12 protein-coding genes are annotated in these 16,666 nt (G+C 58.2%); 2 read left to right on the forward strand and 10 right to left on the reverse strand.

Annotated features, from left to right (window positions below; translation table 11 throughout):
* Window positions 1-8: 8 nt before the first annotated feature.
* The 6 genes from QWJ34_RS19350 to QWJ34_RS19375 all read right to left on the reverse strand — a co-directional run bounded on the left by QWJ34_RS19350 (window position 9) and on the right by QWJ34_RS19375 (window position 10,422).
* Window positions 9-2,225 (reverse strand): helix-turn-helix domain-containing protein, encoded by a 2,217-nt coding sequence (locus tag QWJ34_RS19350; RefSeq protein ID WP_302730381.1) that lies wholly within the window; start codon window positions 2,223-2,225, stop codon window positions 9-11.
* Window positions 2,226-2,451: 226 nt separating this feature from the next.
* Window positions 2,452-5,733: a putative Ig domain-containing protein gene (locus QWJ34_RS19355; protein WP_302730491.1), complete on the reverse strand. Its 3,282-nt coding sequence runs from the start codon at window positions 5,731-5,733 to the stop codon at window positions 2,452-2,454.
* Between the two features lie 314 nt (window positions 5,734-6,047).
* Window positions 6,048-7,007 carry a diacylglycerol kinase catalytic domain-containing protein gene (locus QWJ34_RS19360; protein ID WP_302730382.1) on the reverse strand — a complete coding sequence of 320 codons (960 nt, stop codon included), beginning with the start codon at window positions 7,005-7,007 and terminating at the stop codon, window positions 6,048-6,050.
* Window positions 7,004-8,041 carry an SPFH domain-containing protein gene (locus QWJ34_RS19365; RefSeq protein ID WP_302730384.1) on the reverse strand — a complete coding sequence of 346 codons (1,038 nt, stop codon included), beginning with the start codon at window positions 8,039-8,041 and terminating at the stop codon, window positions 7,004-7,006. The genes QWJ34_RS19360 and QWJ34_RS19365 overlap by 4 nt, the downstream gene beginning before the upstream one ends.
* 158 nt (window positions 8,042-8,199) lie before the next feature.
* Window positions 8,200-8,958: an alpha/beta hydrolase gene (locus QWJ34_RS19370; protein ID WP_302730386.1), complete on the reverse strand. Its 759-nt coding sequence runs from the start codon at window positions 8,956-8,958 to the stop codon at window positions 8,200-8,202.
* Between the two features lie 78 nt (window positions 8,959-9,036).
* Window positions 9,037-10,422 (reverse strand): HEAT repeat domain-containing protein, encoded by a 1,386-nt coding sequence (locus QWJ34_RS19375; protein WP_302730387.1) that lies wholly within the window; start codon window positions 10,420-10,422, stop codon window positions 9,037-9,039.
* Between the two features lie 337 nt (window positions 10,423-10,759).
* Here QWJ34_RS19375 and QWJ34_RS19380 point away from each other — a divergent pair, with 337 nt between their 5' ends.
* Window positions 10,760-11,230 carry a hypothetical protein gene (locus tag QWJ34_RS19380; protein WP_302730389.1) on the forward strand — a complete coding sequence of 157 codons (471 nt, stop codon included), beginning with the start codon at window positions 10,760-10,762 and terminating at the stop codon, window positions 11,228-11,230.
* Between the two features lie 125 nt (window positions 11,231-11,355).
* On the opposite strand, the gene QWJ34_RS19385 is transcribed toward QWJ34_RS19380, so the two are convergent.
* Window positions 11,356-12,855, reverse strand: a complete 1,500-nt coding sequence (locus QWJ34_RS19385; protein ID WP_302730390.1) for an MDR family MFS transporter — start codon at window positions 12,853-12,855, stop codon at window positions 11,356-11,358.
* Window positions 12,856-12,993: 138 nt separating this feature from the next.
* Window positions 12,994-13,782 (reverse strand): SDR family oxidoreductase, encoded by a 789-nt coding sequence (locus tag QWJ34_RS19390; RefSeq protein WP_302730391.1) that lies wholly within the window; start codon window positions 13,780-13,782, stop codon window positions 12,994-12,996.
* Between the two features lie 139 nt (window positions 13,783-13,921).
* Here QWJ34_RS19390 and QWJ34_RS19395 point away from each other — a divergent pair, with 139 nt between their 5' ends.
* Window positions 13,922-14,473, forward strand: a complete 552-nt coding sequence (locus tag QWJ34_RS19395; RefSeq protein ID WP_302730393.1) for a helix-turn-helix domain-containing protein — start codon at window positions 13,922-13,924, stop codon at window positions 14,471-14,473.
* 46 nt (window positions 14,474-14,519) lie between these two features.
* Here QWJ34_RS19395 and QWJ34_RS19400 read toward each other — a convergent pair whose 3' ends face one another.
* Window positions 14,520-15,785: a DUF418 domain-containing protein gene (locus QWJ34_RS19400; RefSeq protein WP_302730395.1), complete on the reverse strand. Its 1,266-nt coding sequence runs from the start codon at window positions 15,783-15,785 to the stop codon at window positions 14,520-14,522.
* A gap of 144 nt (window positions 15,786-15,929) precedes the next feature.
* Entirely contained in the window at window positions 15,930-16,352 is a 423-nt protein-coding gene (locus QWJ34_RS19405) for a MaoC family dehydratase (RefSeq protein WP_302730397.1), read from the reverse strand.
* Window positions 16,353-16,666 lie beyond the last annotated feature (314 nt).

Genomic DNA, 16,666 nt, shown 5'->3' on the forward strand with positions numbered 1-16,666 from the left:
ATAGTCCGTCAGCCGTTCAAGGGAATCCAGTCGCCATCCTCCCGTTTCGCTTTGCGATATTGAACCGGAGTTACGCCGTAGCGGGCCTTGAACTTGCTGTGAAAATACTGCGCATTGCGGTAGCCGACCTGTTCGGCGATTGAAGCCACGGATAGGCGCGGCTGTTCGATGAGCAGATCGGCCGCTTTCTCCAGCCGCAGCCGGGTCACATATTCGGTAAACGAACTTTTGGTTCCTTCGCTAAACAGGGTGGAAATATACGCGGGAGCCAGCGAGACTTCGCGCGACAGGATCTGCAGCGACAGGTCTTCGTGCAAATGCTCCTCGATATATGCCTTGATCGTGCGGATCACTTCCGCATGCGCCTGATTGCTGTCGGCGTTGCGGCATTCCGCCACCCGTTCGGACAGCTCCAGGATGCGCCGCGCGGTCTGATCCAGCGTGTCCGCCTTCAGTTCTTCAAACAGCCCGGCTTCGGGCAGAAGCTGCTGAAGCTTCAGTTCTAGCAAGCATTGATACAACTGCGTAATCAACTGCAGCACGGCCAGTTCCACCGTCTCGATCTGCAGATTGCCTCTTTTTAGCGATTCCGAAAAGTCAGCGATAAAAGTAGTAATTGCGCTGCGGTCACCCGCTTGGAGCGCATTGCGATAATGCTCATAATGGAACAGCAGCGGCTCGGCGCTCAGCCCATCGAGTGAATCGTACACAATAATCGTATCTTCGCCCTGTACAAAATGATAACGGGCCGCCTGTAGCGCAGTACGGTAAGATTCGGCAATCTCGCTCTCCCCATCGGCAAGCACACCGACGGCAGCACGGAACGATGCTTGATCTTCGACTTCCTGCATCAACTGCCGCAGCTCTCCGATAATTTCGGCGCAGCCGGGTTCATCGTCGGGCGGAAAAACGTACAGAATCGCCGCTTCCCGATCGTTCAGGAAGATCCATTCACCCGAGATCGAGCCGTAACGGTCACGGACACGTTGGAGCGTCTGCATATCACCTGCGGTTATGCGCAGATAGACCGCCCGATAGCGCCCGCTCTCCGGCAGCGCTGCCCGAGTGTCCCCAGCCGGCTGCATGCCAAGCAGCAGGCCAAGCCGCTCGCTGCGCCGAGCCTGCATTTCCAGATCGACGATCTTCTCGTTCATAAATGAAAACGTATCTCCGATCAGCACATATTCGTTGACATAAGCCGAATGCGGCGGTGCGGGCCTCACGCTGCGCGCTTTGTTCAGCAGCCCCTGCACCGGCACATACAGCTTTTTCGAGAAGAAGAACGACATCAGCATGCCGAACAGGACGATGATCCCACAGGCGCTCAGAAGCCCGGCCGTAAGCCGGTCCGTTAACAGCGCGACGGAATGGAGCGGCCGGTACATCACATAAGTCCAGCCGTGGATGGAACCTTCGGCAGGGAGCTTGGAGACGATACCCGCCCCGTCGTCGTCCCGAACCGTCGTGCCGCCGGAAGCCTTGGAACGTGCGGCCTCGTTCAGTGCAGCCGTCACAGAAGCCTCATCGCTTCCGATTGCGAACAGCTCCTCCCCGTTTCCATCCGCAATCAGCAGCCGATCGCTTGTGGTACTCAGCATCGGACGAATGGCTTCCTGCAGATAACGCACATCTACGTCAATCAGGAAATAACCTTCCGGCTCGGCGTTCGCCGCAGCATAGGGAAGCTTAATCATATAGGAAAGAACCCGGTTGCCTTCCGCATCATTTCTTGCCATCCAGTGTTTGAACGGCTTCTGCTTGATCGACGCGAAATAACCGGCTTCGGGAGAATTGGCCGTCTTCATATAGAAGCGCTCGGCGTCAATCATATAATCCTGCTTGGGGAAGTAGACGCTGACGTTCATCACGCCTTCGTTCTCCAATCTGAAAAACTCCAGATCGCTGCGGAAGGAAGCCACCCGGCTCAAATTGCCCTTCCATCCTCCATACAGCAGCAGATTCAAATTGCTATTATTCTGGATAAAACGAACAGCCAGCGCCTTGTTCTGCAGATTATCTTCATATTTCTTGAGCAGCGTAGTCTCGATAAAAGATTGGGCCGAATCGATCCGGGACAGGCTTTCCTTGGCAATCTCGCGATTCATGACCTCGTTCGCTTGAACATAGCCGTATCCGCCTATGGAACCGACCAGAAGAATGGATAGCACGGTGTACGACAAAATCAAATGGTTGAATACCGTTTTCTTGATCCCTCTTCTTCTCATTCTGTCATCCCCTCACTGGTCTCCCAAGCCGATCCCTTCTGCATTCGCATCATTTGAAGCGCTTACACAATGAATAGATTGAAAGTGCCGGTCTCTCTGTCTCTTCTTCAAATCCAAGGATACCAGATCGTCCCCGCTGCGGGTATTGTAAAATCTTTCGATTTGTTCTGTTATGTTTAAAAAAGCGCTCCCCGCCGTATCGGGAAGCGCTTGGCACGGCGGTTATTCAACCGCCACCCTGAGTCTCGCCGTGCAAACGCAGCTCGGCCATATTGCCGTACCAACTGCTGCCATTATAAATGCGGATATACCGATAAGCCTCGGAACTCTGCGCATTCAGCGTCTGCCATTCGGCCGTCTTGACAGCGGCGGGCGTCAAGGTTGTCCAGGAAACGCCGTTATGCGATCCCTGCACGACCGTGCCGCCGATTCGGGTATAATAGTTGTCCTGTCGGGCCAACAGTTCCGCTTGGGAGAGCTTCACGCCGTCCGAACCGAAATCGAACCGAATATATCCTCCGCTTCCGCTGCCGCCCACGCGGAAATCAGTAATCGTATTCGGTTTTCCGTCGAACAGCGCAACGGCCGTCTGCAGCAGCGCCTGTGGGCTTCTGCCGCTCGAATCCTGAAGTTCGGTGATCGACAGAATATCGCGGATCAACCGGCTCTCGTCGGCGACCGTCAGCGAAGAGCCGTCGGTGGTCAGTGTCGTGTCCGGCGCTTCCTCGCCGGCAGCCGTCAGATAGGCGATGCGGAATCGAACCGCGCCGGATTCCGTGTGTTCATCGACCGGCAGTTCGGCCGTCCAATTCCGCGCATCGTCCGATTGCGCCTGCACTTCGAGTCCCTGGATAGTCGTGCGCACATTAGCAATCGGTTCGGACGAGCGGAAGTTCAGCAGGATCGAAGCCCCTTCGGATACGCGATCGCGAACATCTCCCTGCGCACCCAGTGTCACCGTTTCCAGCTTGTTGACCGTCTCGCGGCGCTGTCCGAAAATTCGGAATTCCGACAGCTCCAGCATCGTACTGGAAGGCTGCACCATGCGAATCTGCAGGAAGCGGAACGGCGTGGTGCGGAGGCTCGGATTGACTTCGAGCCGCTGCATGTCTTCGGACACCGCCGTCATGCCCGGTGTCAGCCGGGTCCAATTCGATTTGTCGTTCGAGCCAAACAGCGTCGTACCGCCAACGCGTTCGGGGAAGCTTGCGCGCACCTGCAGTTCAAACGCGTCGGCCGTAATGCCGAAGTTCGGGCCAAAATCGAATGTATGTGTTCGATCGACCGCATTGCCGTAAAAAGCAAAAGTGTCAGGCGCTCCGTCAAGCAGCTTCGGAAGCTCGCTGCCGACCGTTGACGAGGCCACCAGGTCCGAATAATCCATGCTGCCGTCTGGCAGAAGCGGCGTCAACTGGCGCAGCTCTTCGGCAGCCTGACGCAGTTCCGCCAGCTTGAGCAGGAAGTCCCCGTCTGCGGCGCTTCCTGCAAGCACACCGGCTTCGCCGTGAATGCGCAGAAACTTCTCGCGGGTCGCAGATACATAGCTTGTATGTTCCGAGTACAGCGAAGCGGCCGCTTCGATCGCCGCTTGCCGATTCTCGCTTACGCTCAGCAGTACCGAGCGGGCCGTGACCGACACCCCGTCCGAGACGCTCACCGTGAACGCATGCACGCCGGAATGAAGCGGCTGCCAGGATAAGATACCGCTTGCCGAATCGAACGAAGCCCCGTCGGGCAGATCATCAACGTGATAAACCAACGCATCTCCCTCTCCGGCATCGTCCGCCGCAAAATCATGGATTAGCGGAATCTGCGAATCAGCGTATGTGAACAGTTCAGTCTTCCCGCCTCCGTCCCGGAATACCGGTGGGGTCAACACCTGACCGGCATTCAGGCGGATATGATCGAGATCGACCTGCGTTCCCGGGCCGGTTACGTTCAGATACGTCAGATCGCCCAGTCCTCGGAACGCATTCATTCGGTAAACGACTGTCCGCCATTCGCCCTCCGTATTCGGCAGTACAAGCGCATCGTCGCTCCAGTCGTTAACCTCAAGCTTCGCCGGACCATTCGTGCGAATACGGAACCCAATGGTCTTCTCCGCCGTCGCTGCCGCGACCAGCGCAACACGGCTGCCTTCTTCTGCTGCCTGTATTCGCACGTAGAAGACGCCTCCTTCTTGCTCAACCGAGGAACGACCGTCCAGGCTTGTCGCCCGATATTCGACTTCGTTCAAATTGGAATCGGTGGACATTCGGGGCAGCGTCTGCGTGCCTTCGGATGCCGCTTCCGCCGGAATAAACAGCCAATAATCGGCTCCGCCGTCCGGCGACTCCCAGTAGAAAGGCAGCCGCTTGTCGAACATGTCCGCGAAATAAGGCGCTTCCGCTTCAATATTCAGGCCCGCTTCGTATTTATAATGATAATATTGGCCGTACACATTCCCGCCGATCCGGCCTCTGTAGCCCGACGCCGGCGCTTTGTATACAATTGTCGGATTGCCCGCCGGGTCGGTATGTGCAGCAACCGGCGTCCATGGAATATCGTAGCCCAGCATGAAGCGAGCAAAATAATCCGAAGCCGCCAGAAGGCGATGGTCCAGAAACTCATACGCATCGACAGCGTTATGCGCCTCGGATACCGTTCCGTTCGCCGGATCGACTCGGGTTCCCTGGGCCTGAAGTAGTCGGGCCAGAATCTCCGCGTTGGTCAGATCGCCCGCACCGTGTGCCTGATCGCGTCCCATCTCCACATGCTGCACGCGCGGCGGATCAACCGGCTCACCGGTCAGAATATCTTCATCCACCAGGCGGAACAGCTGCTTGATCGAACCGTTCTGCCCCTGGTCAACGGCCGATTCATTAACCGTAAACCATTCGACACCTTCCTCATAGCGTTCCTGATTACCTGTGAAGATATAGCCGGACATCGCCCCGAGCAGCGGGTATAGATGCTGATTCATGAAATACCCGTTATGATGCAAAAAAGTTTCCGTGGTCGGTACGATCAAATTGTCCGTAAACTTCTGTGTATCTTGATCCGTCCACTTCAATTCCGCCTGGTTCGTATCTGTATAGCGCAGAATTTCCGCCGCGACGACCATCCGATTCAGGGGAATGCCCATATGGATATGGGAATCGGCAAAATACGTATATTTAGCCGGATCCATCTGTTCCCAAATGCGAATAATTGCCAGCGCATTCGCCCGGTAGACCTCGTCACCGCTCAGTACATACATCAGAGCCTGCGTATAGGCCTTGAGACCGTCCGCCACAAATGCGCCCTTGCTGTTGACGGCGTCCGTCTTGGGCCGAGTCGAATCAGCCGGGTCGGCATTGCTCGACGCCGCACTGCGAGCGGCCGCTGGCGATTGACTCATCCGCTCGAAATAACTCGCCCACGGCTCTTTTCCTTCGGCAACCTGGGTTCTGGCATTCTCCAGCACATCCTTCGTTAAACCGATGCCCGGATGGATAAAGCCAGCTGCATCCACTTCTTCGCGGATCACCGGCAGCAAAGCGGCTTCGTTCCTCTTTGACGAAAGCGGTGGTTCATCCTGAGCGTAAGCCCTCGCATCAATGACAGTCATACTTGCAGCCAACGCAAAAATTAACCCTGCCCGAACCATCTTTCTTAAGTAGAACGCTTTCATTTTTCTCAAGACTCGATTCACCTCTTTTTCGATATTGGCGGTGTCGCCTTATCCAACATCGCAGATATGGAAGTGAATTTCCATTTCAAAATCATTCGATTTTGTGTATTCCTTTTCGAAATCGATTGGGGAAGCTTTGTTTGGGCACTATCGTCATGGGTTTGCACCTCCTATACGACAATCCTCCCCCGCCGCTCCGCCAGCTTAATCGTCGCTTCCACGCCGGAGCCGAATTCCAGATAATCGCTTTCTACGCCGTCGCTGAAGATCACGCCGCTTTCCGGCATCTGCGATACGATCTTGAGCGGTCCGCCTTCGTCGATCCGGCCGAACACCAGATTCGCCGCAGTCGAGCGGCTCGGATACGGTTCGCGCACCGTAAAGTACAAATACGGCGAGTCCCAGCCGAACGAAGCGTCCGGCGCAAGCGGCGCCGCCGGCTGCCCGGCCGCGCCGGAGGCGATGCCGGCCGCGCCGGCGAGCACGCTGCGCAGCCAGCCCGTGGAGCCCATGCCGGTCGAGACGATAATCCCGCTCGACGACTGCTGCTCCGCCGCTCCGTTCAGGCGCAGCACGTACCGGGCGGACACATGCGTCCGCCGCCCGATAAACAGGTCGTTGACCGCGACGAGCACCTGTCCGTCGTTCAGCTCGGCCTGCGCCAGCCGCACCTCGCGCAGCGGCCGCCGGCCGCGCAGCAGGTCGCCCACCACCGCGCTCAGATCGCGGACGGTAAACGGCAGCAGCGCGCCGTCCCAGCGCTGCGGATCGGGATTGACGCCGATCAGCGGCTGATCGGCCGCATATTTCAGCGTATTCGCGACCAGACCGTCCTGGCCGAGCACCACCACCAGATCCCGTTCGCCGAAGATGAAGTTCGGCACGAATTCCCGATCCACCTGCTGCACCCGTCCGATCCGGCCCAGCACTTCCGCCGCTTCGGCCAGAGCGGCCTGATATACCCGGTCTTCGCGCACATAATCGCCGAAGTCCGCTCCGAGACGCTCCACGTAGAATTCGGCCTGCTGAATCGTATTGTAACGGATCACCAGCTCCTGCAAACGCGTCTGCCGCTTCACCAGCACGATCTTCGTTTCCGTGGACGGCTCTCCGGCTCCTATCCTGCTCATCTGCGTTCCGCTCCTTTCGCTCCCGATCCGCTCATCAGGCCCTGCAGCAGATCCGGCGTAATATTCAGCTGGCCGATCTTCTCGGCGTTGCCGGCCATTTCCTGGAATGCGATCGCGATCAGCTTATCCGGCTTCATATCCATATTCGCCATCGCTTGAAGCACGCTCGGTTCGACGCCTTCGAGCGATTTCATCACGGCGGTCAGCTCGTAGGCTTTGGCGTCCGCGGCGGTTTTGAGGTTCGACGTTTCCAAACCGATCAGTTCCTGTCTGCGCTCCTCCATCCCGATATCGAAGCGCAGCTGCTCGTCTTCCATCTCGTGCTTCTTCTGGTTTACCAGCCGTTCCGCATTCAGCTGGGTTTCGCGGATCTGGCGTTTCTTCGTTTCGACGGCGATCTCCGTGTTGAGCTCGTTTTCCTTGACCAGACGCTCCTGCTCGATCGACGCGTTGCGGCGGCGGTACAGCGCTTCGTCGGCATCCTGCAGAATTTCTTCGCGCGCCCGCGCTTCGAGCGCCCGCATTGTGTCTTTGTTCGGCAGAATCGCCAGAATCGACAGTCCCATCAGTTCGACGCCGAGCGCCGACAGTTCTCCGTCCTGCGTAAGTTCCTGCCGCATCGTCTGGGCGAGACGTTCGCTGGATTGGATCGCTTCGCGCAGCGGCATCCGGGCCAGATCGCGCTTGATGCGCACTTTGACGATATTGACGACCCGCTGGCTGAGCAGGGCGGGGTCGTCCGAGAGGTACCGGTTTTTTTTGAGATCGTAGGTGTAGTTCAGCACTTCGGTCATCCGGCGGTATTCGGCGATCCGGTAGATCAGCTGTCCCTGTACGGTGATCTTCTGATAATCGCTTGTCATCTCGTCGAACATAAACGGCACGTCGATCGACGAGATCGGCACCACCACGACCGACGTGGTCGGCGCGTAGTAGTGAAAAGCCAGGCCGACTCCTTCTTTGACGACCCGTCCGTTCTTGATCTTCATAACGTATTCGCTGGGCTGGAATTTGGCGAATCGGAATCCGAACATATGGCGTTCCCCGCTTTCTTTTTCAATATTGTCATTTCGACTTTAACGAAACAATAACATATCAATTCGATATTTTCAATACGACATTTATAAAAGATCGAATTTTTTCTTCGCGCACAGAAAAGATCCCGGAATCGACGCGATCCCGGAATCCGCTTTTAAACTTTTTCGATTTCGATCGGGCGCTCCCGCTCCGATTTATATAAAGACGCCGTCTCGCCCGCCGCGGGTACGGCCGCTTCATGGGAACGTTCCTGCGACGCCGTCTCGATCCGCTCCTGCACCGCTTCGAACAGCCGGAGTTGGTCGGGCGAATGGCAGACGAGGTGGCCGCTCAAAGGCAGTTCCAGCAGAATCTTGTCGGACGAACCGAGATGTTCGCGCAGATAAGCGCCGCTGCGGCGTTTGACGAGATGATCTTTCATTCCCTGCACGATCAGCGCCGGCGCTTTGGCTTCTTCGTACCACTCCAGCGACTCGTCCACGATCCGGTAAAACTCACGCGCAGCCCTCGGCGGCACCGCGAACAAATTGCGGATATAGCGTCCGACCATTTTCGGCTGCGCAAGCGTTCTTGCGATCGCCGGGGGATTAAGCGGAAACACCGGAGTCGACAGCAGGGACAGGGACGCGATCCGCTCGCCGTAAAAAGCGGCCAGCCGCGTGGCGATCAGCGCGCCCGTGGAGAAGCCGATCAGATGGACCCGGTCGTGTTCGGCCAGCAGCAGCTTGAGTTCGCGCTCCGCGCTCGCGATCCATTCCCGGCCGCCCGCTTCCTGCATCTCTTTCCGGCTGCCTCCGTGTCCGCTCAGGGTAAACGTTTGGACTCGATAGCGCTTGGCCGTCAAGAAATCGGCCAGCGGCGCCACCTCGTGCACATCGCCCGTAAAACCGTGAATCAGCAGGCAGGCTTCCATGCCTCATCATCTCCCGTCCTTTTCGTTTCCGTGCTTCCTTTTATTATACAGCGGAAACCGGGCATCGGGAAACCGTATTCACGGCTTGTTCACTTTCGGTTCGGTCTCGCTCAGGATGCGCCGTACCTCCCGCCGGATCTCCGGATCGGAATCGGCGGCGGCCCGCTTGAGCAGCGACTGCGCTTCCGCGCCGAATTCCCTCAGGCGGCGCAGCACCGCGCGCCGGACGGCCGGTGTCTCGTCGGCGTCGGCCGACAGCATCCGTTCGTAGCGCGGCAGCAGTTCGGCGTTGGGCAGTTCTTCCAGCGCGCCGACGGCGGTCTCGCGCACCGAAGCGTCTTTGTCGTCCAGCGCCTGCCCCAGCTCGCGGATATACGCTTCGCGGCCCGGCAGCCGGCCGGCATGGAAGACCGCTTCGCGGCGCAGATCGCGGTCGGGATGCGCAAAGAAAGGCACCAGCAGCTCCAGCGGATTGTCCGGTCCCCGTTCGAGCAGCTGCGTCATCAGTCCGAATACGCGGGCGTCCCACTCCAGCGGAAGCAGCTTTGCCAGCAGCGGCGCGAACGCGCCTCCGCCCGGTTCCCCGCGCTCTTCGATCAGGCGAAGAGCGTTCAGCCGTTCTTCCGCCAGTCCGCTGTGCAGCGCGCGCTCCAGAAAAGGCGCGGCATGGACGTATTCTTTTTGCGCCAGGATCTCCAGCGCCGCCCGGCGCACCGTGGACGAAGCGTCCGAACACTGCTCCCGCAGGAAACCGATTCCTTCGGGCTTGAGTTTGGGCAGTTTATCCATTCCCCGAATCGCGCTGACTTTCACTTTCTCTTCCAGCGTCGACAAATACAGATCGGCCGGAAGCCCGCTTTCGCTCCGCCGCTCCACCGCAAACCATCCGGTATCGTAACCTCCGATAATCTCGTCCAGCCAGTGCTCGTACCATTCCAGAAAATTCGCTTCGTATGTAAAAAAAGGAACCTGGTGGCTGCGGTCGATATATACGACTCTGCCCCGGTGGCGGCCCGTTACGACCAGCATCATCTCGAACGTCCAGCCCATCGGGCCGATCTTCAACATCCCCCGGTACAGCTCTTCTTCCAGAGTCTTTTTCTCTTCCGCGCCGAAACCCGGATCGCCGAGAAAAAACGTCATCGCGCTCCACTCGTCCTGCGGCATATTGGGATACAGCCGGCATTCCCGGTCGATCCCGCGCAGTTCTTCCGACGCTTCCGGCAGTCCGATCCCGTAATAAGGTCCCGCTCCCCCCGCGCCCACCGTCAACAGAAAAGCCGCGAATTCCGCCGGCAGCGTCGCCTCCATGCGACGTTCGAACGCCGACAATTCCTCTTCCGTCATCGGCTCGTTCATTCGGTAGCGGTGTCTCGCCGCGCCGAATTCCTTACATTTGTCGTCTTTCCTGGCGGCCATTTTGAGCTTCCATACAATCCGCTCCAGCTGCGCCTGCTTAATCACTTTCCGATCCCTCCTTTTAATGACGGCTTGTCTCGTTCCGATATCCGGTTTCGTAAGACAAGCTGCCGGTCTGCCCTGCTTCGCGTTGTCGCAACCGGTTTCCGATGTATGCTATAATGGCAAATCGAACTCGCGCCGCAAATTTAAATTTTTTCCTGCCTGAATTTGATTGTAACTCGTTGGCGTCTTTTATGCAAAATTCCATATTTCCTTTTTATCTCATTCGACCAAAAGGAGAAAATGCTTAGAATAAGCAACCTTTTCCTGTTCGATCTCGTCTGAAGGTTAAACAGGGGCTGCCGAAAACTCCGGGCGGCTCGAACGGGAGGAATAAAGAATGAGCAAAATGATTGCCGGGTTGTCCGCGCTGCTGGTCGCGAAGATGCGAATCGAAGACCCGTACCGGTCGGACGGCAAGTATCCGCGCGGAGTGGTCGGCGCAAGCGTGCTCGATGTGCTCAAGGGCGGGCAGCCTCGCAGCACCATCGGAATCGTTCAAAGCGGCGCCGATCTCGAAGACCGGACGGACGTCGGTTCGTCCGGTGCCGGCCCGTATTTGCACGAAGGCGACGAAGCGATCGTTTTTCTGAAAAGCGTATCGTCGGGGACGCCGGGCATGCTGTACTACACGTCCGGCGAATACCAGGGACGCTTCGGCATCGCGGACGGCAAAGTCCGGGCGCTGTCCGCCCTTTACGGATCGAGCCTGCTCGAAGCTTCCGGCGAGAAAGTTCCGCCCGAGCTTCGCTACGAAGACCGCGAAGAAGTGGACTCGTTCAAAGCGAAAGTTCGGGGCATGTCGCGGTAAGATTCATCGAGAAAAAGCGGCGGTTTACCGGCATGCAAAAAGGCTGTCCAACGTCATAATGAATGACGGGGACAGCCTTTGTGGGTTCGTGCGCCTGCGAAGCGTTAAGCCGCCGGGCAGCGGAATCAGTGTCCGCCGTCCGAGCCCGCTTTGGCTCCGCCCATCAAAGCGACGGCGACCGCGGCCAGCGCGATCGGGATCAGCGCGACGAGGAACATGCGCGTGATCGAATCGGACATCGCGTTCACGATCTTGTCGAGAATATCCGGCGGGATCTTCGCGCGTACATCCGCCTGGAACACCTGACGCAGATCGCTTCCGCCGAACTGCGAAGCCGAAGCCTGGCCCGCAAACGCGTCTTTGAGCCGGTTCGCCATCACGCTGCTCTGGATCGCGCCGAACACCGTGATTCCGAGCGTCATGCCGAACGAGCGCAGGAACGAATTGGTGGAGTTGGCCGTGCCGCGGTACTGCAGCTCCAGATTGTGCATCGACGCCGTCGGCAGCATCGAGAACGAGAAGCCGACGCCGAAGCCGGCCAGCATCATATAGATCGTCAGCAGCACGCGCGACGTATCCGGCGTCATAAAAGCAAGCAGCGCCATGCCGGCGAAGAACGCGATCACGGATACGGTCATCAGGCGCCGGAACGGAACCTTCGTCTGGAAAATACCGCCGAGCGCGCTGCCCGCCACGGATCCGAGCATCATCGGCGTCAGGATAAAGCCGGCATTGGTCGCCGACCCGCCGTACACCGCCTGCACAAACAGCGGGATATAGACGGTCAGGATAATAAACGTGCCGCCGTACAAAAACGCGAGCACCTGCGACGAAGCGAACAGCCGCCGCTTGAACAGCCAGAACGGCAGAATCGGGTCCGCCGCTTTGCGTTCGGCGAAGACGAACGCGATAAAGAATACCGCAAACGCCGCGAACAGCAGCAGGATCTTCGGCGAAGCCCAACCGTAGTCGCTTTCGCCGCCGAGTTCGAGCGCGAACATCAGCGACACGATCGCGACGACGAGCGTAACCGCTCCCGTCCAGTCGATCCGCTGTTTGCGGTGCACGGCCGATTCGTGATAAAAGCCGAGGATAAGCGCCAGCGACACGATGCCGATCGGCACATTCACGTAGAACACCCAGTGCCAGCCGATCGTATCGGTGATATACGCGCCGAGCAAAGGTCCCAGCACGCTGGACAGGCCGAATACCGCGCCGAGCATCCCGGTCATCTTGCCCCGTTTCTCCGGCGGGAACATATCGAAGATGATCGTAAACGCGATCGGCATCAGCGCCCCGCCCCCGATTCCCTGAACCGCCCGGAACAAACTGAGCTGGGTCATCGTCTGCGCAAGTCCGCACAGCGCCGAACCGAGCAGAAACACGATCAGCCCGAATACGAAAAACTTTTTGCGGCCGTACATATCGGACAGCTTGCCGAAGATCGGCATGCCCGCCATGGTCGCGACCATGTAAGCCGACGTGACCCAGACGAACTGGTTCAGCCCGCCGAGATCGGCGACGATGGTGCCCATCGCGGTCGCGACGATCGTGTTGTCCATCGCGGACATCAGGATGCCGAGCAGCAGCCCCGTCACGACCCATTTTGTATTGGTTCCTTTCATTCAAGCACCAGCCTTCTCTTGTTGTCACCGCTTCCGCGCGAAGGATTTCCGTTCCCGCAGCCGAAGCAGACTTTATGATAATAGTGGAATATAAGCCGGTGCGCAAGCTTTTTCGGAACGCTGGATTCCCTTGTCCATTTACAGGGCTTTGACCATTCCTCCGTCGACTAGCAGCGACTGTCCGGTGACATACGTATTGGCGAACGAGCCGTAAAAAGCGGCGATCCGTCCGAACTCGTCGGGCTCCCCCAGACGGCCAAGCGGAATCTGTTTGACATTGTCTTCGCGGACGGTTTCAACCGGCCTGCCCAGCTTCTTCGCCCGGTCTTCGTCCAGCTCGCGGATCCGGTCGGTCGCGATCTGCCCCGGCGCCACCGTATTGATCAGGATACGGTCCGCCGCAAGTTCCGACGCGAGGCTTTTGGTCAGCGCTTGCACGCCGGCACGGAATACGTTCGACAAAATAAGCCCGTCGACCGGCTGCTTGATCGAAACGGAAGTCACGTTGACGATACGTCCTTCGCCTGCGCGCCGCATGTACGGCAGCGCTTCGCGGATCATCCGGATCGTGCTGAGCAGATTGAGTTCGAATGCGCTCTGCCAGTCTTCGTCGGACATATCGCCGAAGCCTCCCCCGGGCGGCCCTCCCGCATTGCACACCAGCACGTCCAGTCCGCCGAACCGCTGCGCCGCTTCCGCAATCGCCCGCCGCACCTCTTCCTCGCTGCGCACATCCATCACCGCGGCGGTGACGGCCGTTCCCGTCTGTTCGCCTATCATCCGTTTCGCTTCCGACAGTTGTTCCTTGCTGCGGCTGGCGATCGTCACGTTCGCGCCTTCGCGCGCAAATTCCAGCGCGGTCGCGCGCCCCAGTCCTTTGCTGGCCGCGGCGACGAAGACCGACTTGCCTTTCAGCCCCAGATCCATGTGCCATTCCTCCTTTTTCCTTCTATTCTCTTATACCCGGACGCTGGCGGAATGTTCGGAAGATTGATACGATGAGACCGGGTTTTCTTTTGCAAATAACGGAGCATCGACCGCCAACCAAGAAAAGGAGAGCGCTCATATGGATATCGGTTCCTCGATTAGGACGATTCGCAAACGCAAAGGGATCACGATCGCCTCGATCTGCGCCGCCACCGGTTTGTCGCAGGGGTTTATGAGCCAGGTGGAAAACAATAAAACGTCGCCTTCCATCTCCACGCTGGAGCAGATCGCCGCCGCGCTCGACGTTCCGCTCGCCTATCTGCTGCTGAGACAAGAAGAGCGCATGAAGGTCACCCGGAGGGAAGAACGGCGTGTGACCTCCGGCGGCGCGGAACCGTTCAGCGTTTCGCTTCTCGGCCGGACGCCCCATCTGCGCATGACGCTGGTGGAACTTGCAGCCGGATCTTCGACCGGCGAAGCCGCGCACGCGCACGAAGGCGAAGAAGTGCATATGGTCGTGCGCGGCGAGATCACGGCCCGGCAGGGCGAAGACGTGTACGAGCTGCGCGAAGGCGACTCGTTCAGCTGGAACGCGTGCGTGCCGCACCGCGTCTGGAACAGCGGGAACGAGCCGGCCGTTGTGCTGATCGCCGTTTATACCGATACGCGGCGGGAGCCGGAAAAGATTTGATCGGTTTTTGATGATAGGCAGGCAGAAGTCCGCGCTTGCGGCAAACTCAGACCGTTCCGCCGATGTCCGGTCTTTCCGCCACTGTCCGCCCGGCATCCGTTCGCCGGATCGCCGGCAGTTCCAGATTGGTGCCGATGCGCCACAGCCATTCGAACGGACCGTAGCGGAAGCGCCGCAGCCACAGATGACTCAGCGCCATTTGAAGCGCAAAAAACAAAACGGCCGCCGGCAGCAGCACACTGTACGGAAGCGGGTCGATCCAGCCGAACGCGGAGAAGATCGTCCGGCCGGACTGCGAGAAAATCGAAACGAACACCAGCGACTGGAACAAATAATTGCTGAACGCCATACGGCCGGCGGCGGTAAACGGTTCGAGCAGCCTTTTGCCCGGTCCGTTTCCGATCAGAATAATCGCCATCGCCGCGCCCAGCGTCACCGCGAAGCAGGCAAACTGATAGATTACCGATTGCGTATCGCCGAAATAAGCGTTCACATACAAGCCTTTGCCGAGCAATCCCGCGAGCAGCAGCAGAAGCGACGTCGTCCAGCCGATCGCCGGATGTCTCGGCAGCCCGGCAAACAGTCCTCCCCGGTAAGCGGCCATGCCAAGCAGGAAGAACGGCAGATGCTCCAGCGCAAGCGCCAGTTCGCCGAGCGCTTCCACCAGATGCGGCTGAGCGAACAAAACCTCGGGATCGATAATCCTGCCGAGTCCCGCGAATATCCAATAGCCGGGATCGAGCACGACTCCGCCGATATGCGGCAGGAGCATCTGCGCGATCTGCGGCACCAGCGCAAAGCCGAGCAGTCCGAGCGCAGTTAGAACAGGCGCCGGCAGCCGGACAAAAAGCAGAAGCAGCAGACCGTCCAGCGCATACATAAACAGGATATCGCCTTCCCAGACGCCGTACAGATGCGCCGCGCCGATCAGCAGCAGCATCAGCATCCGGCGCAGCAGCGTCCATTGCGGGCTGCGGCCCGATCGTCTGCGGCTGTCGTAAATCAGCAGCATGCTGATGCCGAACATAAACGCAAACAGCGGGCGGCTGCTGTTGCCGAAGAACAGCCGGACCAGGCTGTGCAGTTCGTTGCCAAGCGTCGTATCGCCGATCAGCGTCAAACCTTCTCCGTACTGTCTCCCCGTCAGGCCGGGCAGATTGCACAGGAAGATAGCCAGCAGCGCAATGCCCCGCATCTGATCGAGCACCCGGATACGGCCGGGATCGCGCCCGGTTTGCTGCGGCTGCGGCCGCTGCGCGGTGTGAAGTTCTCCGGATTCTGCCGGAGCGGAACTGGAATCGAATAACGGCACGGAATCCCTTCTTTCGAATAAATGGTCAGGGTGCTTTTATCGTTTGGGAAAAACAACCTGTTCTTTCTTACCCGATAGACGCGCTGTTTTTGCGATTCGTTGGCTGGGATTCGATGTTTTTCGAAAAAGAACCGCTCTCGGCGGCTATACTTCGACGAGAGCGGACAGTTCGCCGGTGAACACTTTCTCGTTTGCGGCGTTGAAGGTGGACAGACGCACGGTCACGATGCCGCTGCGTCTTCTCGGTTCCAGCCGGATTACTTCGACTTCTACATGCAGTTCGTCGTTCGGGTAGACCGGCTTAATAAAGCGGATATGGTCCATGCCCGTTCCGGCCACGACTTCTTCGCCGTAAATGCCTGTTTCCACCCACAGTTTGAACGATACGGCCATGGTTTGAATACCGGAAGCGATCAGACCTTTGAAGCGCCCGGCGGCGGCTTTGGTTTCGTCCAGGTGCATGTACTGGGGATCGTATTCGGCGGCGAAACACATGATATGGTCGCGGGTCAATGTCAGGGAAGCGGTATGGAAAGTTTGTCCGATAAAAAATTCGTTGAATTTCATGAGGTCACCTCTTGAGTGTGAATATTAAAGAAAACGGAAAAAAGCGGCTTCTTGGGTGAAGCCGCAGTAAGTCCTATTCGTAAACAAGCCTGGTAGGCTGCGAAGAAAATTCGTTAGCGTAGGCTTACGAGGTGTCTTTCTTCGAAAGACTTTAGGTCGCGTGTTGAAACCAGGAAGATCGATTGGATTCCAGTGGAATCTTCCCGGTTTCAAAGGCGAACGCTATCGCTCCTACACTGAATTTTCTCCTCCGCCAATCGGCTTTTTTAACAAGACTTTTCACGGCTTCGAGGCGAAGCCGCTTTTTGCGTTTA

It is taken from the genome of Saccharibacillus sp. CPCC 101409 (genome assembly GCF_030518235.1).
Classification (GTDB): Bacteria; Bacillota; Bacilli; order Paenibacillales; family Paenibacillaceae; genus Saccharibacillus.

What these genes read in the sequence shown, in the direction of transcription:
- QWJ34_RS19380 (WP_302730389.1), top strand. Translation starts at nt 10,760, where the DNA reads ATGAGCAAAATGATTGCCGGGTTGTCCGCGCTGCTGGTCGCGAAGATG.
- QWJ34_RS19350 (WP_302730381.1), bottom strand. Translation starts at nt 2,225, where the DNA reads ATGAGAAGAAGAGGGATCAAGAAAACGGTATTCAACCATTTGATTTTG.
- QWJ34_RS19405 (WP_302730397.1), bottom strand. Translation starts at nt 16,352, where the DNA reads ATGAAATTCAACGAATTTTTTATCGGACAAACTTTCCATACCGCTTCC.
- QWJ34_RS19370 (WP_302730386.1), bottom strand. Translation starts at nt 8,958, where the DNA reads ATGGAAGCCTGCCTGCTGATTCACGGTTTTACGGGCGATGTGCACGAG.
- QWJ34_RS19360 (WP_302730382.1), bottom strand. Translation starts at nt 7,007, where the DNA reads ATGAGCAGGATAGGAGCCGGAGAGCCGTCCACGGAAACGAAGATCGTG.
- QWJ34_RS19365 (WP_302730384.1), bottom strand. Translation starts at nt 8,041, where the DNA reads ATGTTCGGATTCCGATTCGCCAAATTCCAGCCCAGCGAATACGTTATG.
- QWJ34_RS19385 (WP_302730390.1), bottom strand. Translation starts at nt 12,855, where the DNA reads ATGAAAGGAACCAATACAAAATGGGTCGTGACGGGGCTGCTGCTCGGC.
- QWJ34_RS19390 (WP_302730391.1), bottom strand. Translation starts at nt 13,782, where the DNA reads ATGGATCTGGGGCTGAAAGGCAAGTCGGTCTTCGTCGCCGCGGCCAGC.
- QWJ34_RS19395 (WP_302730393.1), top strand. Translation starts at nt 13,922, where the DNA reads ATGGATATCGGTTCCTCGATTAGGACGATTCGCAAACGCAAAGGGATC.